General features: G+C 48.5%; 24 protein-coding genes. 4 read left to right on the top strand and 20 right to left on the bottom strand.

Annotated elements, in window-relative coordinates; genetic code table 11:
• Positions 1-8: 8 nt before the first annotated feature.
• The 6 genes from fsa to KNO70_RS01255 form a co-directional block, all read right to left on the bottom strand.
• Entirely contained in the window at positions 9-659 is a 651-nt protein-coding gene (gene fsa / locus KNO70_RS01280; RefSeq protein ID WP_214758140.1) for a fructose-6-phosphate aldolase, read from the bottom strand.
• Positions 660-733: 74 nt separating this feature from the next.
• Positions 734-1564: a hypothetical protein gene (locus KNO70_RS01275; protein ID WP_214810903.1), complete on the bottom strand. Its 831-nt coding sequence runs from the start codon at positions 1562-1564 to the stop codon at positions 734-736.
• A gap of 94 nt (positions 1565-1658) precedes the next feature.
• Positions 1659-2513: a class II fructose-1,6-bisphosphate aldolase gene (gene fba / locus KNO70_RS01270; RefSeq protein WP_012727395.1), complete on the bottom strand. Its 855-nt coding sequence runs from the start codon at positions 2511-2513 to the stop codon at positions 1659-1661.
• Positions 2514-2674: 161 nt separating this feature from the next.
• The gene (locus KNO70_RS01265) at positions 2675-3034 is read right to left on the bottom strand and encodes a response regulator (protein ID WP_214734528.1); all 360 of its coding nucleotides are present in this window, start codon (positions 3032-3034) and stop codon (positions 2675-2677) included.
• 91 nt (positions 3035-3125) lie between these two features.
• On the bottom strand, positions 3126-3485 hold the full coding sequence (locus tag KNO70_RS01260; protein WP_214810901.1) for a YxeA family protein: 360 nt from the start codon (positions 3483-3485) through the stop codon (positions 3126-3128).
• A 124-nt stretch (positions 3486-3609) separates the two neighbouring features.
• Complete coding sequence (locus KNO70_RS01255; protein WP_214810899.1) at positions 3610-5268, bottom strand: glycerol-3-phosphate dehydrogenase/oxidase; 1659 nt, start codon at positions 5266-5268, stop codon at positions 3610-3612.
• A 261-nt stretch (positions 5269-5529) separates the two neighbouring features.
• On the opposite strand from KNO70_RS01255, the gene KNO70_RS01250 reads away from it, so the two are divergent.
• Positions 5530-6645, top strand: coding sequence for an NADH-dependent flavin oxidoreductase (locus KNO70_RS01250; protein WP_214810897.1), 1116 nt, complete (start codon positions 5530-5532; stop codon positions 6643-6645).
• Between the two features lie 38 nt (positions 6646-6683).
• Here KNO70_RS01250 and KNO70_RS01245 read toward each other — a convergent pair whose 3' ends face one another.
• Both KNO70_RS01245 and KNO70_RS01240 read right to left on the bottom strand, forming a co-directional pair.
• Positions 6684-8015, bottom strand: coding sequence for a polysaccharide deacetylase family protein (locus tag KNO70_RS01245; RefSeq protein WP_214779836.1), 1332 nt, complete (start codon positions 8013-8015; stop codon positions 6684-6686).
• Positions 8016-8032: 17 nt separating this feature from the next.
• The gene (locus KNO70_RS01240) at positions 8033-8215 is read right to left on the bottom strand and encodes a hypothetical protein (protein ID WP_214810894.1); all 183 of its coding nucleotides are present in this window, start codon (positions 8213-8215) and stop codon (positions 8033-8035) included.
• Positions 8216-8342: 127 nt separating this feature from the next.
• On the opposite strand from KNO70_RS01240, the gene tnpB reads away from it, so the two are divergent.
• Positions 8343-9431, top strand: a complete 1089-nt coding sequence (tnpB, locus tag KNO70_RS01235; protein ID WP_214810892.1) for an IS200/IS605 family element RNA-guided endonuclease TnpB — start codon at positions 8343-8345, stop codon at positions 9429-9431.
• A gap of 117 nt (positions 9432-9548) precedes the next feature.
• Here the strand turns inward: tnpB and KNO70_RS01230 are convergent, their stop codons facing one another.
• The 12 genes from KNO70_RS01230 to KNO70_RS01175 all read right to left on the bottom strand — a co-directional run bounded on the left by KNO70_RS01230 (position 9549) and on the right by KNO70_RS01175 (position 21473).
• Positions 9549-10097, bottom strand: a complete 549-nt coding sequence (locus tag KNO70_RS01230) for a GNAT family N-acetyltransferase (RefSeq protein WP_214810890.1) — start codon at positions 10095-10097, stop codon at positions 9549-9551.
• Between the two features lie 31 nt (positions 10098-10128).
• A complete protein-coding gene (locus KNO70_RS01225; RefSeq protein ID WP_214810888.1) occupies positions 10129-10971 on the bottom strand; it encodes a TVP38/TMEM64 family protein in 843 nt (280 codons plus the stop codon).
• Between the two features lie 137 nt (positions 10972-11108).
• The gene (locus KNO70_RS01220; RefSeq protein ID WP_214810886.1) at positions 11109-12704 is read right to left on the bottom strand and encodes a CTP synthase; all 1596 of its coding nucleotides are present in this window, start codon (positions 12702-12704) and stop codon (positions 11109-11111) included.
• Positions 12705-12951: 247 nt separating this feature from the next.
• Positions 12952-13431 carry a DNA-directed RNA polymerase subunit delta gene (gene rpoE / locus KNO70_RS01215; protein WP_012727404.1) on the bottom strand — a complete coding sequence of 160 codons (480 nt, stop codon included), beginning with the start codon at positions 13429-13431 and terminating at the stop codon, positions 12952-12954.
• A 436-nt stretch (positions 13432-13867) separates the two neighbouring features.
• Positions 13868-15994 (bottom strand): heterodisulfide reductase-related iron-sulfur binding cluster, encoded by a 2127-nt coding sequence (locus KNO70_RS01210; RefSeq protein ID WP_214810881.1) that lies wholly within the window; start codon positions 15992-15994, stop codon positions 13868-13870.
• Between the two features lie 91 nt (positions 15995-16085).
• Positions 16086-16802, bottom strand: coding sequence for a hypothetical protein (locus KNO70_RS01205; protein WP_214810879.1), 717 nt, complete (start codon positions 16800-16802; stop codon positions 16086-16088).
• Between the two features lie 7 nt (positions 16803-16809).
• Positions 16810-17328 carry a GNAT family N-acetyltransferase gene (locus tag KNO70_RS01200; protein WP_214734831.1) on the bottom strand — a complete coding sequence of 173 codons (519 nt, stop codon included), beginning with the start codon at positions 17326-17328 and terminating at the stop codon, positions 16810-16812.
• A gap of 168 nt (positions 17329-17496) precedes the next feature.
• Entirely contained in the window at positions 17497-17925 is a 429-nt protein-coding gene (locus KNO70_RS01195; protein ID WP_078147691.1) for a hypothetical protein, read from the bottom strand.
• Positions 17925-18341, bottom strand: a complete 417-nt coding sequence (locus tag KNO70_RS01190; protein WP_078147692.1) for a YwiB family protein — start codon at positions 18339-18341, stop codon at positions 17925-17927. Before KNO70_RS01190 ends, KNO70_RS01195 begins: the two co-directional genes overlap by 1 nt.
• 51 nt (positions 18342-18392) lie before the next feature.
• Complete coding sequence (locus tag KNO70_RS01185; protein ID WP_214810876.1) at positions 18393-18953, bottom strand: GNAT family N-acetyltransferase; 561 nt, start codon at positions 18951-18953, stop codon at positions 18393-18395.
• A gap of 34 nt (positions 18954-18987) precedes the next feature.
• Positions 18988-19650 carry a Type 1 glutamine amidotransferase-like domain-containing protein gene (locus tag KNO70_RS01180; protein ID WP_214810867.1) on the bottom strand — a complete coding sequence of 221 codons (663 nt, stop codon included), beginning with the start codon at positions 19648-19650 and terminating at the stop codon, positions 18988-18990.
• Between the two features lie 119 nt (positions 19651-19769).
• Positions 19770-21473 (bottom strand): glycoside hydrolase family 13 protein, encoded by a 1704-nt coding sequence (locus KNO70_RS01175; protein ID WP_214810865.1) that lies wholly within the window; start codon positions 21471-21473, stop codon positions 19770-19772.
• Positions 21474-21686: 213 nt separating this feature from the next.
• On the opposite strand from KNO70_RS01175, the gene KNO70_RS01170 reads away from it, so the two are divergent.
• Entirely contained in the window at positions 21687-22151 is a 465-nt protein-coding gene (locus tag KNO70_RS01170; protein WP_214810862.1) for a GNAT family N-acetyltransferase, read from the top strand.
• A 47-nt stretch (positions 22152-22198) separates the two neighbouring features.
• Positions 22199-22963: a MerR family transcriptional regulator gene (locus tag KNO70_RS01165; protein WP_214810852.1), complete on the top strand. Its 765-nt coding sequence runs from the start codon at positions 22199-22201 to the stop codon at positions 22961-22963.
• Positions 22964-22966 lie beyond the last annotated feature (3 nt).

Here is a 22966-nt window from a genome sequence, read left to right as displayed (position 1 = left end):
CGACGGACTTATTTGGATTGAGCGTTGTTCCAATCCGCTAAGAACTGCTCAATGCCTTTGTCTGTGAGCGGATGTTTCATCATTTGTTCGATGACTTTGTAAGGGACTGTCGCAATGTCAGCCCCGAGAAGTGCAGCTTTTGTCACGTGAACCGGGTGACGCACAGATGCTGCGATAATTTCTGTCTCGATGCCATGGATTGCAAAGATGTTGGCAATGGTCTCCACTAAATCGAGCCCATCTTGTCCGATGTCATCCAAGCGTCCGATGAATGGAGAAACGTATGATGCTCCGGCGCGCGCCGCAAGTAACGCTTGGTTGGCGTTAAAGATGAGCGTGACATTCGTCTTGATCCCAAGCTCCTTGAACTGTTTTACCGCTTCCATCCCCGCTGGTGTCATCGGTACCTTTACCGTAATATTCGGCGCGATGGCGGAAAGTTCCTTTCCTTCTTCCACCATACCCGGCGCATCAAGTGCAATAACTTCGGCGCTGACCGAGAGATCCCCGACGATCTCACAGATTTCACGAAGTCTTGTATGGAAATCGACACCTTCTTTGGCGACGAGCGATGGATTCGTCGTCACGCCTCCAATGACGCCCATTTGATGAGCTTTTTTAATGTCTTCCACATTTGCTGTGTCAATGAAAAAACGCATATGTGCCTCCTCCTTAATTTGTGATCGCTTACAATCTCTATTATGAGGAAAGTCATGTCGAATTGCTATACCCTTTACGTCAACGATGCGATTGCAAGCATCGATCCTGCGACAAGGCCAATCCCAGCGAGCGTCCCGAAAAATGACCATTTCATAATTTTACTTTGCTTCACATAGTATGCTTGGTGTGGTCCTTCTTTCAAACGTTCCAATCCGTGGGTTTCAATCCAATTCGTTGCTGCCGTCTGCTCATCTGCCACAAGGTCGCCGGTGTAGACAAATGGAACGATTTCTTCCGGACGACTCAACCGTTCAAATCGCTCACGTCGTGTCGAGATATTCGCACCAATCCAATACAATTCTTTTGGTGTGTAAAATAGCGGAATTCCCTGCTCATGGAAAGATTTTATCCATTGATCAAAGGCAACCAGATCACGTTGATCGAACAAGATTTCCATGGCATCATCTTTTGTCATAATCGATAGCATCGGAGTGTACTCTACCGTAGGCCGACCAATCCGAACCGTCGGAGACGGCTGTGTCTTTCGGACAATCGCCGGGAAGAAGACGATTTGTCGAATCGCTGAGATTGGAAATGATTGCTCGACCGACTCGCCCGGTTCATGCCGATACGTCACACCCTCGATGCTCGTTGCGGTCATTTCGTATCTAGAGTGATTCCGTTCTTTCCAAAATAAACGACGGAATGTGTTCGTAAACCAATACACCCCAAACCCACCGATGGCGACTAAGACTAACAATGGAATAAGCCAAGGTACCGGATAATAATAAATTAAAATGAGTGGGGCGGCGGCTAATGCTAAAGAAAGACCAATCAACACGACTGCTCCATATACATAAAAGATCCGCCAAAACAATTCTGTCGGTCGCTCGTTATAAATCACAAAGACTCCCCCTTTTTTCACCATATATGTATACGTTCCCTAAATCATCAAAAAAAGGCTGACTCTTTTGTAGAGTCAGCCTTTCAGGACAGGATTAAGCTTGGTTGCTTGAACCAAACTCACGCATCTTGCCAGTAACGACGTTATAAATCGCTTCGATACCAGGTCCGATAATTTTACGTGGGTCATATACTTTTGCATCAGCAGCAACTTTCTCACGTACCGCACGAGTCCATTCTTGTTGGCACTCTGTGTTAACGTTGATCTTGCTGTGGCCGAGCTCGATTGCTTTTTTGATTTGGTGCTCAGGAATACCTGATCCGCCGTGAAGAACGAGTGGAGTTTGTGTCGCGTTTGCGATTTCTTCCATCTCTTTGAAGCCAAGTTTCGGCTCACCTTGGTATTCACCGTGTACAGAACCGAGTGCTGCAGCAAGTGCATCCACTTTCGCTTCTTTGACAACACGTACACACTCGTCGAGGTCAGCGTATTGTACGCCACCGATAACGCCGTCTTCTTCACCGCCAACTGTACCGACTTCCGCCTCAACAGAAGCACCTTTAGCGTGCGCGTACTCGACAACTTGTTTCGTCATTTCGATGTTTTCATCGATCGGGTGGTGTGAACCGTCGATCATGACTGACGTGAAACCAGCGTCGATCGCTGCTTTACACTTATCGAATGAAGAACCGTGGTCAAGGTGGATTGCAACTGGAACAGTGATGTTGTAGTCGTGCATAAGACCTTCAACCATTTTGACAACTGTCGTGAAGCCACCCATGTACTTCGCTGCACCTTCTGATACACCGAGGATTACTGGTGATTTCTCGTCTTCCGCAGCGCGAAGAATCGCTTGCGTCCACTCGAGGTTGTTGATGTTGAATTGGCCGACTGCATACTTACCTTCGAATGCTTTGTTAAGCATTTCTGTCATTGATACTAATGGCATAATGACATCCTCCTGTCTGTTCGCTATTATACACGTTTGGGAAAAGTTCCCCCGTGTAATTCGTTCCCATTATAACACACCGTAAAACATGTGCCCATGCTATTCGGGCATAGAAATGACTTAGCGCAAGCGTTTACATATGTCATCTTGGTGACGAAACGTCAAATTTTCAAGACTTCTTTCACTTTTTCAATCATCCCATAAATATCAAACGGTTTCTCAAATTGTGCCGTGATCCCGAGACGGCGCACTTCTTCAATCACCGTTTCTTCCCCAAACGCCGTCATGATCATGACAGGTGTGTCTAACGGTTTCTCGCGCATGCGACGCAATACTTCATGTCCAAACATACGAGGCATATTCATATCGAGCAATACCAAATCATATTGCTCCCGCTCTAAAAACTCCCAGGCGCTGATGCCGTCTTGCGCCGTGTCCACGTCTACACCCATGTTTGTGAACAATTGCGCGAGCATCGTACGAATTCCGTCCTGGTCATCTGCTATTAACATCCGTGACATGCATGTCCCTTCTTTCATTCATCGTTTACCATATTCAAACAATTTAACCTTACCAAACTCATCTCTTTTTCGCGACGTCTATCTTTTGAAATCAAGGGAACGATGGCTCGGAATTGTCTTCTTCCTGTTCTTCCTTCAACTGTTCAGGTACGTCTAGGACATTCACCTGCTCGTAGTCGGTCACTTCCGCATCTTCTTCTTTCACGAATACCCGCAGATAGTTTCCTTCCGGTAACAACCCAGAAGTGGCAATCAACAGAGGACGTTTTTTTCCATCCTCATCATATCCGATGAGATCATAGCGATAACCGGATGAAGTTTGGGTCACCACTTCAGGACTTGGAACTTTGACATAATAGACATCGGCCAATAATCGATTGGGATCGACATAACGCCAACCTACTACTAATAGAACACCAATCAATAGGATGGCAACGAGATTTCGTTTCATAAAAAGTTCTCCTTCAATCTAAGAATCACTACTTATGAAGTATACCGTTATTCCGAATCGACGAAACCATGCCACAAAAAAGGTTCATCCTGTTTAGAATGAACCTTTCCTTCGATACAGTGGATTACGATTCGACAGTCACAGGCACAACTGCGATTTCAATCTCCTTCTCGACCTCTTCACGCTCTTCTTTCAAACGCTCATCCGACCATTTGAAGACGTCGGCCATGCAACGAAGAACACCTTCTTTGTGTTGACGGACGAAATCGATATCAAAGAACATCGCACCGGTCCGGCGAATCAAGAAGTCGATGGCGCGTACGACCGATTCTTCTTCAATGCCATAAATCAACTGTGCATAGACGACCTCTGGCAAGTCATACGCGTTCGAGTCCATCCGCTCGATGACACGATCGATATTCGATCCGTATAGACGGACGAGTTCTTCCGCGTGCCCCGCGTCGAGACCGTGATTTTGAAGTTCTTTCGTTTTCTTCTCGAGGAAGTCTTTGAACCCTTTCGATCCGCCGACGTGACCACCTGACATCGGCATATGCTTCGTCCGGCTTGCCAAGTAGACGACACCCTCTTCTTCTTTTAACAATTTCGCGACAAGGTCGACGACCGTTTCTGACATCTTCCGATACCCTGTCAATTTACCGCCGGCAATCGTGATCAAGCTGCTGTCTGACTGCCAAATTTCGTCCTTACGTGAAATTTCAGAAGGGTCTTTTCCTTCCTCATAAATCAACGGACGAATACCCGCCCAGCTTGATTCCACATCATCTGCCGTGACATGAACGTCCGGGAACATATAATGGATTGCATCCAAAATATAATCGCGGTCCTCTGTCGTCATGCGTGGATGCGCTTTGTTTTTATCAAAGAACGTATCCGTCGTTCCGACGTACGCTTTGTTTCCGCGTGGAATAGCAAAGACCATGCGCCCGTCTGGTGTATCAAAATAAATTGCCTGTTTGAGTGGGAATTTCGATTGATCGATGACGAGGTGAATTCCCTTCGTCAAACGAAGTTGTTTGCCTTTTTTCGAGTTGTCTTCTTCTCGTAACTCATCGACCCACGGACCTGTCGCATTGATGATTTTCTTCGCATAGACGTCATATGTCGACCCGTCGATTTGGTCTTCAACGTGTACACCGGCTACTTTGCCGTTCTCATAAATCAACCCTGTCACTTTCGCATAGTTCATAAGAAGCGCACCATGATTTGCCGCTTCTTTCGCCACTTCGATTGTCAATCGCGCATCATCCGTCCGGTACTCGACGTAGTATCCACCACCGACTAAGTCATCTTTTTTGACGAGCGGGGCTTTTTTGATGACTTCATTCGGCTTGAGCATCATGCGACGTTCTGCCCGTTTGACGCCTGCGAGGAAGTCATACACCATAAGTCCGATTGAAGTTGAGAAGGGGCCAAACGTGCCTCCTTTATGCATCGGTAACAGCATCTGTTCCGGTGTCGTGACGTGTGGACCGTTCTCATACACGATGGCACGCTCTTTCCCGACTTCTGCGACGAGCGCCACTTCAAATTGTTTCAAATAGCGGAGTCCCCCGTGAACAAGTTTCGTCGAACGACTTGATGTCCCGGCCGCAAAGTCTTGCATCTCGAGGACAGCTGTCTTCATCCCACGCGACGATGCATCGAGCGCAATCCCCGCTCCTGTAATCCCGCCACCGACAACAAGAACGTCATGACGTTCGCTCGTCAGTTGTTCATATCGTTTCGCTCGTTCTTTCGCTGAGAAATTTCTGATTTCCATCTTATTCCCTCCTATAGTAAGTACGGTTCAATGAATAGAAAAAGAGACCACAACAAAAACAAGGCTTCCCCCTTCTGTTGTGGTCTCTCTATTGTCTCGAACCGAATATCAACTTTTCTCCTGTATTATACCCTATTCTTTTCAGTTCAATCATCTCTTACGCTTATGTAATCTGTAATGTGTTCATTCACAAGCATCCGACTCGCATTTTTGAGTCGAGAAGCTTAGACTTCAAGGTATCATGTTGAAGGAGGATTTCAGATGAAACGTATGTTACAACCTTTTCAGTTCAAAAATGGCGTCGAAGTACCGAACCGCCTTGTATTGGCACCGATGACACATTACTCATCAGAGCCAACGGGCGAAGTATCCGAGCATGAGCTCGCCTACTATCGGAAACGGGCGCAAAACGTCGGGCTCGCCATCACGGCTTGCGCGTACGTGACAGAAGACGGGAAAGGGTTCCCGAACGCATTCGGGGTCAATGACGACAAATTCATCCCAGGTCTCCGTCAGTTGGCGGAAAGTTTAAAAGCGGAAGGTGCAAAAGCCATCCTTCAAATTTTCCACGCTGGACGGATGTCACCACCTGAACTCGTCCCGAACGAACAACCTGTCAGTGCAAGTGCTGTCGCGCCTGTCCGAGAAGGCGCCATCACACCACGTGCCCTCGAGACGTCAGAAGTCGAAGCCATCATTGAGGCGTTCGGTGAAGCGACGCGTCGCGCCATCGAAGCCGGATTTGACGGAGTCGAGATTCACGGAGCGAACACCTACTTGATTCAACAATTCTTCTCACCGCATTCAAATCGCCGTGAGGATCGCTTCGGCGGTGATGTCCACGGACGTTTGACGTTCCCACGCGAAGTCATTCGTCGTGTCAAAGAAGCCGCTGCAGATGCAGAAGACTTCCTCGTCGGCTATCGCTTCTCACCGGAAGAAATCGAAGAGCCAGGCATCACACTCGACGACACGGATGTGTTACTCGATATGATTTTAGTAGAGGGTGTCGATTATATTCACGCGTCTCTCTGGAACTTCAACACAGCTTCCATGCGCGATGAGAACGTCACGGAGCGTTCGATTGACCGCATCGCCAAACGGATCAATGGTGCCATCCCACTCATTGGAGTCGGGCAACTCCAACGTCCGGCGCAAGTGGAAGACGCACTCGACGTCGTCGATTTTGCCGCACTCGGTCGCGAACTGATCATCGATCCAGAATGGCTCGAAAAAGTAGAATCGGACCGCGAAGACGAGATTGAGACAGAACTCGACTTGAACAAGCAAGCCGAACTCGCCGTCCCAGCTCCACTATGGAACGCCATCACGACACGTGCCGGTTGGTTCCCGATTAAAGATCAAGAAGTGAAATAAAAAAATGAACCTGCCGTTTATCACGGCGGGTTCATTTACTATTTCAACGTCAAGAGCTCACTCATCGTCACAAACGTGTACCCTTCACGTTTCAGCGCATCGAGAACTTTCGGCAACCCTTCAGCTGTGGACTCATGAATATCATGCATCAAGACAACAGCACTTGGATGGACATTGTCCATAATCAAGCGATACATTTGATCGGCATTACGGTGACTCCAATCAAGAGAATCGACCGTCCATAGTGCAAGGGTCTGCTCCTTTGTCTGAATGATTTGCTCAATCATTTCATTTTTAGCCCCGTATGGTGGACGAACCAATGATGGGCGTTGTCCCGTAAGCCTCTCAATTCGTTCATCAACCTGTTCGAGTTCCTCTTTGACTCCCTTCTCAGACAATTGTGTCAAATCCGGGTGATGTTCCGTATGGTTTGCTAGCTCATGACCTGACAACGCTACCTGCCTCGCCACATCAGGATAGAATTCCATCTGACTCCCTAACATGAAGAACGTAGCACGCGCTTGGTATTTCTCAAGCGTCTCAAGGATGTGAGGTGTCACGATTGGATGTGGTCCATCATCGAATGTCAGTGCAACATACTTCCCATTAGGTTCAAGCGGCTTATTTGAGGGGTTCATGATTGGAGAATCTTCTTCTTGTGTAGTGGGCGTATCTAATTTGGATAACAAAAACGGCTCAACTTCCTTCATTGGAATATGAACTTCTACCACACCTGCCGCTCCCGCTGCCACTTCATACTCGTCAAATATGACATCTAGACCAGAGGACGTCAGTATCCACTTCGTCGATTTAGGATGTTTAATCGCTTCACGTAACTGATTCTCAAACACGTATTCTCGATGTTGTAATTGTGTGATGACGCTATGCTTGAACCATTCTAATGCATGTTGGTCATCACGTAAGACATCATCCCATTCAATGAACGTTCCGTCCGAAAGGTTCATCCGAAATACGTCGACAGTGGTTTGACCATTCGCACCACCAGTGAATGCATAAGTATGAACGACTAGCGTATATTCTCCCTCATTCGTTTGATATGTATCGGTCTGAATATTTAAGTGACCCGTTTGACCGTGACTAGGGGTGAGGTTGTGTTGAAATGCTTCTTTCTTTTCTAAAATGAATGCATCCAGCTCCTCGTTTAGCATTTCATAATCCGTTCTCGGAACTGAGATTGATGTCGTATATCTTTTCGCTTGTTCACTCTCTACCGTTAAATGTAACCCGGGGTATTGTCCGGTAAAGGATGGTGTCGGAACTTCTTTAATCGTTGGGGCGGCTCCCGCGATGTAATACCATGTACCCATCCCAATCAATAACGTCATAATAACTAACATGTGTCGTCTCATTCTTATTCTCTCCTATTTCATTCAATCGATTCGATTGTATCAAACTCTTCACGAATGAAATCGTCAATATGGCGACAAATATATACAAAATCATACAAAACAGGTACGTCGTCTTTAACAAAAGTAGGCGAGAATTCTCCCTCCTCTAAGCGTCTCGGGGCGTAGCCCAGCGTGGGTGGGAGATGAATCGCCCGGTCCAAAAGTCTTCTCCCCCTGTGACAGATGTGACGAACAAAAGTTCGTGATTCCGTCAGATTCTCCCTCCCCTTCCGCGGGTATCGGACGAGGAGGATACATCACGATCTTCTGGAGGGAGGAGGGACGGACATGCTGAAAGGTTACACATACAGGCTCCATCCGACGCCCGCACAGGCCGATTTCCTCATCAAGACGATCGGCTGCGCCCGGTTCATCTACAACAAGCTGCTCGAGGACCGCATCGCCATCCGCGATGAGGCGAAAGCGGGGATCGTGACGAGACGGAAACCGGCGACACCCGCCTCCTACAAGCCACTGTTCCCGTTCCTCGCCGAGGCGGACAGCCTCGCGCTCGCGAACGCAAAGCTGAACCTCGACACCGCGTTCGCGAAGTTCTTCGCCGGGACGGGCGGCTTCCCGGCCTTCAAATCGAGACGGCGGTCGCGCGCCTCCTACACGACGAACAACCAGCACGGTACGATCCGCATCGAGGACGGCAAGGTGAGACTTCCTAAAATCGGGTTCGTGCGGTTCACACAACATCGCCCGTTCGAGGGCGTCATCCGGTCGGCGACGGTCTCGATGACGAGGACGGGCAAGTTCTTCATCTCCATCCTAGTCGAACAGGACGATGCACCATGGATTCCAGTCGAGCACAAAGTCGGGATCGATCTCGGCCTGGAACATTTCGCCGTCATGACGAACGACGCGATGGTCTCGGAGAAGATCGAAAACCCACGTCTCCTTCGTAAGTCCGAAGAAAAGGTCAAGAAGGCACAGCGCGCGCTGTCACGCAAGAAGATCGGAAGCAAGAATCGTGAAAAAGCCAGGCTGATCCTCGCCAAGAGACACGAGAAAATCGCCAACCAACGCAAGGACTTCCTTCACAAACTGTCGAGACGGATCGTTGACGAGAACCAAGTCATCGTCGTGGAGACATTGAAGTCGAAGGACATGATGAAGAACCACAAGGTCACCAAATCGATTGCAGATGTCAGTTGGTATGAATTCGTCCGGCAACTCGAATATAAATCAAACTTCTATGGACGGACGCTCATCAAGGCAGACCCCTGGTACGCATCGACCCAGATCTGTTCCACTTGCGGAGTAAAAGGCGAGAAGAAGACGGTGGATGTCCGTGAATGGACGTGTGCCTGTGGCGCGCACCATGACCGTGACATCAACGCGAGCATCAACCTGTTGATGTTGGCTGACTGACAACCCTTCAGGGCAGGGGCTGCCCGACGAGCTTGGTCCATAACCGTGGCTGGTAGGAGCACGGTCTTTCCAAGAAGCTCCCACTTCAATTTGCGAAGCAAATAAGTGGTGAGTAGTTCACATAGACGTCGTACCTGTTTTCATCCATTCTTCCCGTAATATACCCATCCGAATCGAATCATAGCGCTTCTCGTTCACGACACGCACTTGACGGATTCGACCTTCGAGTTGCATCCCTACTTTTTCAGCGACCCGCATCATCCGTTCATTCCCGGACCACGTCGTCAAGCCGACACGGACAACGGGTAGCGTCTCAAATAGATGCTCGGTCCATAAGCGAAGGGCACGCGTCCCGACACCACGATTCCAGCGGTCGGACTGATGCAGGATGATGCCCATCTCGAGCCATTCTCGTCCGGCATCTTCGAAATAGTAAGAAACGGTCCCATATACGGTTTCATCGACCTCAATGACCCACATGTCTTTTTTTTGAATGAGCGACTGCTCGATTTGCTGAAACTCTTCGTAGGACATCGCCTTATGTTCGAAGTAAGGAGCGTCCCATTGTTTCCACTCCGGTGTTGCATCCCGGTAAATCAATTCCCATAGTCGGACTAAGTCTTGTTTTTCAATCGGTCGAATGACCACTTCTTGATCTTGTCGCATGTTGTCTTCCTCTCTATAGATTGCCCTTACCTTATTCTTGTGTCCCGTTCGAATCTCCTTTTTTTCGTTTGCGCCAAATGAACGCAAGAATCAAGACAATCACACTTGCCATGACAGAAGCGATCGCGATTGGACTCGAATCGGTCATAAACAATTGTCCGATGGAGACAGAGTAGGCAAGTCCGAACGACGTGACGAGTTTTGCCCCGAACGCGATGCCCGCAAAACGCGGGAAGGGCACGCGACTAAACCCAGCAGCGAGACAGATGACCTCATCCGGCAAAATCGGAATGATGAACAACACGAGCAATACACCAAGACCGTATCGATCGACATATCGATCGTATGTCTTCAGTTTCTCTTCATCGACCCAACGAATCATGCGTCCTCGGCCAAACCGGGCCAACCCATACATAACAAAGATGCCAAGCGTAGTCGAGATGCTTCCGACTAAAGCCGCACGAAACGGTCCGAGCGCGACACTCCCAATCGGCACACTGACCGCTTCCGGGACCGGCAAGGCAATCGGTTGTAAAAAGCTAAATGCCGAAAACACCCAGACCGCCTGTCGTTCATATTGTGCTAATAGACGATCCAACCCGTATGTGTCATAAAAGACGAGTCCGAACGAGACATAATAGACGAGAACGAAAATTAAGAAGAGCGAGAACGTGATCTTCCACATCTGCTTTAGGATGACGTTCGAGCCGTGCCGAATCGCCCGCAGTAACCCGACCGAAAGAGCGAGTAAGACAATGCCCGTCCAACCGAGCTGGTACGGCAGTAAGAGAGAAGGCAAGACGACGAACGGCAACAGACTGAGCGCGACAAGCCCCAATCCATATCCAAGATAAATCGAATGTCGTTCTTTCATGAGCCATCACCCTCTCCCCGTTCTACTTCTAGTGTACCCAGAAAGTGAAGGGGATGTATCCTGCCGAGGGCACCTTCCCTCTCATGCTTTTGACGTAGAAAAGCCACGATCCGGAATGGACCGTGGCTTTCAATCACTTATTCTCCAAGTGACGCTTGGATGAAGTCATGGAATAGACGTTGTGGACGTTCTGGACGCGAAATCAATTCCGGGTGGAACTGTGATGCCACGAACCACTTGTGTTCTGGAATCTCAATGATTTCTACGAGACGACCGTCCGGGCTCGTACCTGAGAACTTGAAGCCTTCTGCTTCAAACGCTTCACGGTACTCGTTGTTGAACTCATAACGATGACGATGACGTTCGTAAACGAGCTCTTGATTGTATGCGGCATGCGCGTTCGTCCCTTTTTCGAGTTTACATGGATAGAGTCCGAGACGAAGTGTGCCGCCAAGGTCTTCGATGTCCTTTTGCTCTGGGAGAAGGTCGATGATTGGATACGGTGTCGATGGATCGATTTCAGCCGTATGGGCACCGTCCAACTTCAAGACGTTACGGGCAAACTCGACCGTCGCGAGTTGCATCCCGAGACAGATTCCGAAGAATGGCACGTTGTTTTCACGAGCAAAACGTGTCGCTTCAATCTTCCCTTCGATTCCACGCTCACCGAATCCACCTGGAACGAGGATTCCGTCCGCATCGCCGAGGATGTCTGAGACGTTTTCAGCCGTCACGTCTTCTGCGTTGACCCAGTCGATGTCGATATCCGCGTTGAACGCATAACCCGCATGTTTGAGTGCTTCCGCGACCGAGATATAGGCATCACGCAATTCGACATATTTCCCGACGAGTGCGATTTTCACTTTCTTCTCAAGGTGTGTGACCGTGTGGACGAGTTCTTTCCAAGCCGTCATGTCAGCAGCCGGTGAATTGAAACCGAAGTAGTCATTGACGAGTTGGTCCATTCCTTGTTTTTGAAGGTTGAGTGGTACTTCATAAAGTGTCGATGCGTCTTGCGCCTCGATGACCGCTTCTTTGCGCGTATCACAGAAGAGGGCGATTTTTTCACGCATGTCTTCTGGGATATCGTGCTCCGTACGGAGAACGATGATGTCTGGCTGAATTCCGTAGCTGCGAAGCTCTTTGACACTGTGTTGTGTCGGTTTTGTCTTCATCTCACCTGCTGCGCGAAGGTAAGGGACGAGTGTACAGTGGACGTACATGACGTTCTCTTTCCCAATGTCATTCTTCACTTGGCGAATCGCTTCGATGAACGGAAGGGACTCGATATCCCCGACTGTTCCACCAATCTCTGTAATGACGACATCGGCGTTCGTCTCGCGTCCTGCACGGAAGACACGGTCTTTGATTTCATTCGTGATATGCGGAATGACCTGAACCGTCCCACCGTTATAGTCTCCACGACGCTCTTTCTTCAAGACAGTTGAATAAATGCGCCCTGATGTGACGTTCGCGTTTTGCGACAAGTTGATGTCGATAAAGCGCTCATAGTGTCCGAGGTCAAGGTCAGTCTCAGCGCCATCATCTGTGACGAATACTTCTCCGTGTTGATACGGGCTCATCGTACCTGGGTCAATGTTGATGTATGGGTCAAACTTCTGAATCGTGACGTTGAGTCCTCGATTTTTGAGTAGACGCGCGAGCGAAGCTGCCGTGATCCCTTTACCGAGCGAAGATACTACCCCGCCTGTTACGAAAATGTACTTTGTCATGTTTCTTTCTCCTCTCTTGAATACCAACCATCGGGAAACGAAAAAACAAAAAAAGCAAAAGTGCCCCCGAAAATGGAGGACACTTTTGCTGCATCGTTACGTGCTAAACTAGCCCATGACTAATTTACGCCAGAGACGATGCAGTCGTCAAGATTTTATTTTTTCTTTTTTTCAAGTCGATGAACACGACTAAAAAAGAAAAAGAGACACGCCTAGCCGGGCGCAATGCCCGGCTTTTTGCGGTCTCTTATAAATCATCCTCGTCTTCGAGATCGAGGTCGTCGTCCAAGTCGTCATCCTTGAAGTCATCAAGGCCTTCTACTTTTTCTTCTTCGTCCTCATCATCGAATTCAGATGAATCGTAATCTTCAACTTTTGCGAATACATCCAAGTCATCTTCGATATCGACGATGCCTTCGTCTGCTTCTTCGAACTCTTCTTCGAATTCGTCAAGCTCACCACGTTGACGTGCTTCGATAACGAGATCTTCATCCGACTTATCGAATGGGTACCAAACGCGAAGCGCCCAACGGTTTGCTCCTAAGTTGACGAACAACCCGTCGATGTTCAAATCGGTGTAAAGTTGTGCGATTTTCTCGAGTTCTTCCTCTTCACTCGCAAACGTATAGTTTTGCTTGATTTTTTCGCGAATCTCATCAAAAGAAACAGGCTGTTCGCCAGTTTCTTGGAGAAGTTCATAAACGAAATCAATCAACGATTTATTCATTAAAGGACACTCCTTTTCCGTCACTAGTTAAACATCACTCCTCATTATAAACAAAAGCGATATGAAAAAGCTAGGGAAAATTATGATTCATGTATTCTACTCGGACGAACTCGGAACCAGTACAGGCTGATTAATCCAATATTGAAAATCCACGTAAGTCCTAGAACACCGAACATCCATGCTTTTGGAATTTGAAACGATAATTCCTCGTTTACTGTCTGCCCAACGTACAAACCGTATCCTAACAACCTAATCATTAAGAAGGGTTTTCGCCGTCGTCGCCACCGATGTACGCACACTTGCAGAGAACGAAAAACAACTGAGCAGTCAAATCAATGCGCTCATTCCTGAAAATGAGACGAACATCGCGGCCCTCCTCGAGCAAATGGGGCCGAAAAACAAACAAGGCACGGTCCGAGGACCGTGCCTTCATGTATTATTGGACAACTGGTTCTGGAATCTCGATGGCCTTCAGCGAGCGATCGAGCAATTCGACGACATCGAACGTGCCGACGGTCTCATCGACTTCTTTCGCTTTCGTTCCATCTGATAACATCGTCAAGCAGTACGGACATGCCGAACCGATAACAGTCGGTTTCGTCTCAAGCAACTGTTCTGTCCGAGCCACGTTGACACGTGTCCCGACTTTTTCTTCCTGCCACATGAGACCACCACCGGCTCCACAACACATACCGTTTTCACGGTTACGTGTCGCTTCGACGAGTTCGACACCCGGTATGCGTTCTAGGACGAATCGTGGTGCATCGTAAATGCCGTTATAACGACCAAGGTAACAAGAGTCGTGATAGACGACACGTTCATTCACTTGAAGGTCTGGTTGGATTCGACCCGTATCGAGCAACTCTGCGAGCAACTCCGTATGATGATACACTTTCACATCAGTCAAACCGAAGTCCGGATACTCATTTTTGAACGTATTGTACGCGTGCGGGTCGACCGTGACGATTTTCGTCACCCCATACTTCTCAAATAGTTTAATGTTCGCTTCGGCGAGTTCTTGGAACAGCAACTCGTTTCCGATTCGACGTGGTGTATCCCCTGAGTTTTTCTCTTCATTTCCGAGAATGGCGAATGAGACGCCCGCCTTGTTCAAGACGCTCGCAAAGCTCTGCGCGACTTTTTGGCTACGGCTATCGTAAGACCCCATCGCGCCGACCCAGAAGAGATACTCGAATTCCTCGCCTGCTTTTTTCTTCTCTTTCGCCGTCGGGATGACGAGCTCTGTATCCTTACGCCAGTTCTCGCGTTCTTTCCGGTTCATTCCCCACGGGTTTCCTTGACGCTCGATATTGGCGACCGTACGCTGTGCCTCAGGGTCCATCTTCCCTTCCATCATGACGAGGTAACGACGAAGGTCAATGATTTTATCGACGTGTTCGTTCATGACCGGACACTGGTCTTCACAGTTACGGCAAGTCGTACACGCCCAGATTTCTTCTTCCGTGATGACGTTGCCGATCAACTCGTCTGCGACGAGCATATGACCGTCTTGCGCAGCTGCTGCGATTTCAGCACCTTGCGTGTTTTGGAACATGAGCGCAGGTGCCCACGGTGATTTTCTCGTGACCGCCGCACCTTTCATATTCATATGGTCACGAAGTTTGACGATTAAGTCCATCGGCGACAACATCTTCCCAGTCCCTGTTGCCGGACAAACATTCGTACAACGTCCGCATTCGACACAGGCGTATAGGTCGACGAGCTGCTTCTGGTTGAAGTCTTCAATCTTGTTGACCCCGAAGACAACCTCTTCATCCGACTCTTCCGCTTCTTCCATCGCTGAAAAATCGACAGGTGCCAAGCGACCGACTTTGTGTGTGCGCCCGAGACAGACGTTGAGCGTACCGGCGATCAAGTGCGCGTGTTTACCTTGCGGGATGTAGACCATGAAGCTGAGTAAGAATAAGAGGTGCATCCACCAAAAGACGACGAACAAGGCGAAAGCGACCGGACCTGGTACCCAAGCAAACGCTGAACCGATGAGTGTCGCGACCGGTTCGCCCCACATTGGAAGCTCTTCCTTATAGACGAGGTAAAACCCGTTCCCGAACAAGACGGAAACCATCAACCCGCCGATGAAGATGAGGGCGAGACCTGCTAAAAAATTTCGTTTCAAGCGCACGAGCTTCTCGACGTAACGACGGTAGAATCCCCAAACGACCGCGACGAGAATCATGAGCATGACGATTTCTTGCATGAACGTAAAGATTGGATAGAGGGGACCGAGCGGGATATGAGGGAAACGTGTTCCGACCGCTAGTCCTTTCCAAATGAAATCAATCGCCCCGAATTGGACGAGGATGAAGCCATAAAACATCATGACGTGAATGGCGCCACTCTTCTTATCCTTCAACAGTTTCTTTTGACCGAACACGTTGATCATGACCTGTTCGAGTCGTTCTTTGTTCGTTTGGCTCCATTCTGCCTTCTTCCCGAGCTTGATGAACGTATAACGCTGATGAACTAGCGTAGCAAATAAATACACACCATAGCCGAGGACGAGCAAGAATAGAATCCAGTTGACGATTAAAAATGTAGACATCCCCAAAACTCCCCCTTTGAAAACGGATTCAATCTTGAATTCAGTATATCAAATGATGAATGAACAGTCATTCATTTTTATGAAGTTCTCGTCAGAAGTTTAGAAGATGTTTCAAGATGAGCAATAATCCCCCATAACTGCACACGGCCAATACGAACGTGCGGAAGTGCAGATTTCGATCCGATGGGAGTTCAAACTTCACGATATTGAGAATCATCGCTCCGGCCACGAAGGCAAAACAGAGCGCCTCAACGTGCGCGGCCAAGTCAATCCAGCGTGAGAAGAACCCACCGAGCAAAATCCCACCACTCAACAAATAGCGTCCTTGTCGCATGTAACGTTCACCATAATGGCGATTTAAGTCATGACCGAGCGCTAAAAAATGCACGCCGAGCGCTGTCGCATAGAAGCTTCTTGCAACGAATGTCACCGAGTCGGCCGTCACCACGTACGCCGAAAAGGACATATAGGCCGTGAGAAGTGTCACCTGTAGCCAATACGAAACGGTCCGATCGACCGCCTCATCTTGAAAGTGAGGGGTTCGAACGAACCGCATCGTGCCATAAAATACCGTGAATCCGATAAGACTGACGATATAAATCTCAGAAGGTAACGCCAAATTCAACCAATCGACACGAAGCGTGTCCTGGCGTTTGTTCAGAGACGGCAAAAGATACATGAAGAAGTACGTGATGGCGATTCCGCTCGAGAATGAGAACCATTTCTTTGAGGGAACGGTCTCTTCCCGGAACAAATAGATGCCGAAGAAATTAATCAGCGCCAAATAGATGATAATCCAGTTCGCCATCTCGTCTTCACCCTTTCAAGTCAATCCAAAACCGCTCGACGATCGTCCCGTCTTCTTCCGTATACGGTGTGTCCGCGACGCCCCCATTGTTTAAAATGACTTGACGAGAAGCGACGTTTGTCCGATTACACGTGATGAGTGCACGCTCGATTCCGAGCTCTTTCACTTTCTCAAGCGCAAGTTGTAGTTGGATGGTAGCGAGTCCGCGCCCGCGCGCACTCGGTTTCACCCCGTACCCGACATGCCCACCAATCTTCAAAAGTGATTCATTCAACTCGTGACGAATGTTCGCCGCCCCGAGAAGCTCTTCTCCATCTGTGAGCCAATACGTCGTGCTCGGGACCCAGCCTTCCTCTATGTTCTCACGTAACTCTTTCTGACGTAATGTGTTGACGTACGCCTCGAAGTCTGTCGTTTCACGGTCCACCGAGGTCGGGACAATCCGCTCATCCCGCTCGTACCATTCCTCTAAAAATGCGAGAATCTGTTCTTTTTGATCGACAGACGTCTTGATTAGTCTTAACATCCCATTTCCCCCTTTATTCCTTTCCATTCGTGTTCTCTAAATTGATTTCCTTGTTCCTTCATCTTAGGGAACGCACAATTGAAATAAAATAGACGTTCTCATCAAAGTTTGTCCCCTTTCAGGCATGAAAAAAAGTGCCACCTTGTTCAGATGACACTTTCGGTATGCTTATCCTTCGAGTCCGAGACGTTGCGGCATGTGTGGAGCAAGTTGTCTCGCTTCTTCTAACCGTCCTGCCTCGACGAGCGTATGGAAATGTAAAAACTGTTCGTGCGATGCATCACTGATGGCTGCTAAATAATCGACGTACCGATCGTAGACCGCTTTGTCTTCTGACCGCGCCTCAATAAGTGCGATGTACAGGCGAACGGTGTCTTCCCCGTAAAGGAGCGGGAACTCATCGTTCAATTGAAGCAATTTATCAATCGAATTGACATCGACCCCGTTCTCTTGGTCGTAATGCATGATAACTTGTTCAGCGTGGTCCTCGAGGCGACCGCGCCACTCTTCGTACTCTTCTTCGTTCGTTTCGAGCATCTCGAACCAGTCTTCGTTCAACATCTCTTCAATCTTGTTTACGCGTTCTGTAAAGTTCATCAGTCTTCTCCTCCTTCAAATGTCCACGTGACATGTACTTCATATATGCCAACATCTTCTTCATTCATGGACAACTCATATACGAACGTACATGATTCTTCCGAGACATCGAGGCGCGATGTCGTCGTCGCCATCGTCATCGACATATATGGATTCTTATATAAGCTTTGCGTGAAGCGACCTTCGATGAAGGAGTGGTTCATCTCAATCGGTCCCTTACAAATCAGCGCCAATCGTTCCGGCGTGTACTTGATTGTCGTCGGGACCGCCCCGTCCTCTTGTTGTTGGTCAAACATTAAAATAAAGCCAGTCTTCAATGGATAGTATAAACCGTCTGCCGAGAGCTCGATTGACTCTGGCATGTCACTCATCCGTGTTGTTTGCTGGACACGCACGCGAAGTGGTTCAATCGCCATGCTCATCCCCCTTTCCGTCAATTCATCGTACCATATGTGGTAGGAGTCGTTCTATCGACGGCGCTTCGTTTTCACATAGACGAGATGGTCTACCCAATCTTCGTTCTCAAAGATAAACCCTTCTCTCGTGCACTCATACGACATGCCGACACGCTCCGCGAGACGAATGGATGCTTTATTATCGAGATTGATATGTGCCTCGATTCGTTGAAAGTTCAAGTCGTCAAAAGCAATACGCATCGCCAGGTCGACTGCTTCTGTCCCATACCCCTGACCCCAATGTTGATTATGAATCGTATACCCGACCCTCCCCCATTGAAACGCATCTCGCGCCAAGGTAGAAAAATCCACCATGCCGAGATGTATCCCATCGTCAAGCCGGAAAACGGCGAAAACATGTGCCTCGTCTTCAAGCGCAAGTGCCTGATGATTGTCGACTAGCTGGTCAAACCAAACGGACGTACAGTCGCTCATGTCTAATTTCCCGGGATCGTACACGTGTTGCGAAATACGACGATTTGTAAATCCACTTAACCACGCTTCATAATCTTGTTTCTCTAACGGTCGTACGATGATTCGATTCGTTTTTCGTTGATGAGTAAATCGGTTCAATCTCTCAGGTCCCCTTCCTATTGCTTTTATACAGTCAGAAAAACTTCTTCCAATTCCCTTCCGAAATCACATCGACCTTCCCATCCTTCACGCGAATCGCCGTCTCGTCGTCAATCGCATAAGCCGGTGCCTGTAGCGCTTCCGCCCAATCTGCTGCATGACGTGACGTGTTCCCCGGCAACATGTCATGGTCGAGATGTGGAAAGATCGAGAAGTCGACAAACCCTAACGTCTCATCGCTCTGCTCATCGGATGCGCGCCATCCGACAAACGCTTCTCCAATTCGTGGTGTCATCACCATGCTACCTGCACTCAATCCGACGTAGACACCTTTCCAGGACGGGAGCAGCGAGGCTACCTCGGACTGTTTCATCCAATGGTAGAGAAAGAGCGGATCGCCCCCATTCACCAATAATACGTCTGCCTTATCAAACGCCGGTCTCCACACCGACTCATCGATACTCGGGAGTGCGCTCAGTTCGAGCACCCCAACCGACTTCCAGCCCAACTCACACATCGGCGTCGAGAAATCCCCATTGAAAAAGTTCCATGCGTGTTTCGTTCCCCCGTTCAACGCATAAATGGCTGTTGGGATACAGAGTGCATTACACTCTTCAATCGGCTTGTCTAATAACTCGAGAAGTGCTCGTTTGATGCTTTCGTTCTTAATACCTGCTGACGTTAATAACAGTTTCATTTACGTTTCCTCCTTCTCATCTCCCTATAAGGAGTTCGCATGAGTCGCCGTTATCCCCTTTTTCCAACAAAAAAAGGCCGTAGACGAATTTTCGTCCACGACCTTGAAGTTCTGAAAAATTAGCTAATTTTATACACGCGACCTTCGAACGGTTTCAAGTGAAGGAGCGATGATTCCGCATCGCCTTCAACCGGCATGTTGCTCAAGACGACATCTTGCGCACGAAGTGTCTGATCCATATCAAACATCGTCTCTTTCGCCGTCAAGTTCGTGACGACGAGGTACTGCGTGTCACCGAGCGTACGCGTATACGCATAGACTTCCGGGTGTTCCGGCAAGACGACATCATATGCCCCGTAAACAAACGTCTCATTATCTTTACGAAGTTGAATCATCTCTTTATAGAAGTTAAAAATTGAGTCCTCATCTTCAAGCTGTGATTCGACGTTGATATCCGTATAGTTCGGGTTGATGCCGACCCATGGCTGCTCTGCGAACGTGAATCCGGCGTTCGGGGCATCACTCCACTGCATCGGTGTACGCGTGTTGTCGCGTGACGAGTTCCACGTGATGCGCATCATCTCGTCATGACTCTTCCCTTGTTCGACACCGATATAGTAGCGGTTGCGTGTCGCGATGTCATCATATTGATCGATCGAATCGAATTTGACGTTCGTCATCCCGATCTCTTGACCTTGATAGATAAACGGCGTCCCTTGCATGAGGAAGTACATCATCGCAATCGACTTCGCGCTTTCTTTCCAGTAACGCTCATCGTCTCCCCATTTCGAGACCGTACGCGTCTGGTCATGGTTTTCGACGTAAAGGGCGTTCCATCCATCGGCCTCAAGTCCTTTTTGCCATTTCGTCAACACGTTCTTCAAGTGAACGACATCGAGTTTCGAATCGACATCTTCACTCCAAAGGTCCATGTGTTCGAATTGGAAGACCATGTTCATCTTCCCTTCCTTTTCACCGACCCATAGATGGGCATCGTCAGGTGAGACGCCGTTCGCTTCACCGACCGTCATGATGTCATGTTTATTGAACGTCTCGTCACGAAGCTCTTCTAAATAGTCGTGAATTCCGTCCACGTTCATGTGCATCTCGAACGACGGTACAAAGTCGAGGTCGTTCGGGTTTGGCAAGTCGGCGAACGTCGGGTTCTTGCGGATGTGGCTGATTGCATCGACACGGAACCCGTCGATCCCTTTTTCGAGCCACCAGTTGATCATATCGTATACCGCTGTACGCATCTCAGGATTTTCCCAATTGAGGTCCGGCTGTTTCTTCGAGAAGACATGCAAGTAGTATTGCTCCGTCGTTTCATCGAATTCCCAAGCCGAGCCACCAAAGATCGATTCCCAGTTATTCGGCTTCGACCCGTCCGGTTTTCCGTCGCGCCAGATATACCAGTCGCGCTTCGGATTGTCTTTTGAGCTCTTCGATTCAATGAACCAAGGGTGCTCATCCGACGTATGGTTGACGACGAGGTCGAGCAACAGCTTCATACCGCGCTGATGCACTTCGTCCAATAAGCGGTCGAAGTCTTCCATCGTACCGAACTCGTCCATGATATCTTGATAGTCACTAATGTCATAACCGTTATCATCGTTTGGCGATTTATACATCGGGCAAATCCAGATAACATCAATACCGAGGTCTTTCAAATAGTCGAGCTTATCAATGATTCCTTGAATGTCTCCAATTCCGTCCCCATTCGCGTCATAAAAGCTACGAGGATAAATTTGATAGGCGACGGCTTCTTTCCACCAGTTGCGTTTAAGCGTTTGTGTTTGTTGTTCTCGTTGTAAAAGTTGCATGTGATCTAGATACTCCTTATCCCAAAACTCACTGCTCATCATTTATACTTATCTTATTCGTGCTGTGAACTTTATATCATTAGCGCAATCGTTTGCACGATGCAATAAATTTATCTTACCAAAAAACATTCGATGATACAAAGATGTTTCATCAGCATACTCAACGTGTACCCTACACGATTTTGAAAAGAAATGAAAGCGAGGTGCTTCATCATGTTTCGATTTGCTACACTTGAGGATTTTTCAGCAGTCGATCAATTGATTTTAAAGAAAGCAAAAGAGTTCCAAGTAGCCGGAAAGTCGCAATGGGTCAAATATTTAGAGCCGAGTCGTTCCGACTATGTCCGTCACGATTTGACGAACGGGACGGTGTTTGTCTACGAACGAGATCAGCAAGTCGTCGGTGCCGTCAGCCTGATTCCTCCGACTGACTGGGACCATAATCTATGGGACGACCCGGACGGTGCCGTCTACTTGCATCGACTCGTCACAGACTCGAGTGCAAAAGGTGAACGCATCGGGGAACGTTTGATGCAGCATGCCTTAGCAAACACGTCTTCGACCATTCGATTGGACTGTGTTGCCGATAACGCCTTCTTAAATAACTACTATCCTCGGTTCGGTTTCCACTATATCGGCGAACGAAATGGATTCTCACTGTTTGAAAAAAAGGCTTGACCTTGACGTGACGTCAACCTTTACGCTTTGACTAAGGAGGTGAAGGGATGTATTCGATTCAACAACTTGCGTCACTCGCTGGAACGACAACACGAACGCTTCGACATTATGACGCAATCGGTCTTCTCATTGCGAACCGTGACGCCAACGGCTATCGGCGTTATTCTTCGCGCGATGCGGAACGGTTGCAACTCATCTTACTCTATCGCACGCTCGATGTTCCTCTCGATCAAATCGGAGAATTGCTTGATTCAACGACGTTCAACCGGATTGATGTGTTGAGTGGACATATCGAGGCGTTGCGACAGAAAGCAGCCTATTTCGCTAAGCTTGCCGAGACGGCAGAAGCGACCCTCACCTCACTCAAAGGAGGGATTCCAATGGATGACAAGTCATTATTTGATGGATTATCTTATGAGGAGATTCAAGCTCACGAGGCGAAACATCAAGAGGAAGTGCAGGAACGTTGGGGAGAGACTTCAGCTTACAAGACAGCACAAGAACGTGCGCAGAAGCGATCGAAAGCGGACTGGGAACGCATCAATCAAATGCAACTCGATTTGATTGCGCCACTCGTTGATTTATTTCGTTCACAAATCGCAATCGATGACGACCGAGTTCAATCGATTGTGAAAGACAATCATCTGTTCATCGACACACACTTTTACGACTGTTCACTCGATATGTTCAGTGGACTCGGACAGATGTATGTGACGGATGAACGATTCACCGCATTTTATGATCGCTTCGAGCCGGAGCTCGCTGCGTATTATAACGAGGCCATCCAATACTATTGTATCGCGAACAGTTAAGTC

Origin of the sequence: Exiguobacterium sp. s181 (assembly GCF_018617125.1) — a bacterium.
Taxonomy (GTDB): Bacteria; Bacillota; Bacilli; order Exiguobacteriales; family Exiguobacteriaceae; genus Exiguobacterium; species Exiguobacterium profundum.
Note: the sequence above shows the minus strand (reverse complement) of the source record. Positions and strands in the feature narration are given on the sequence as shown.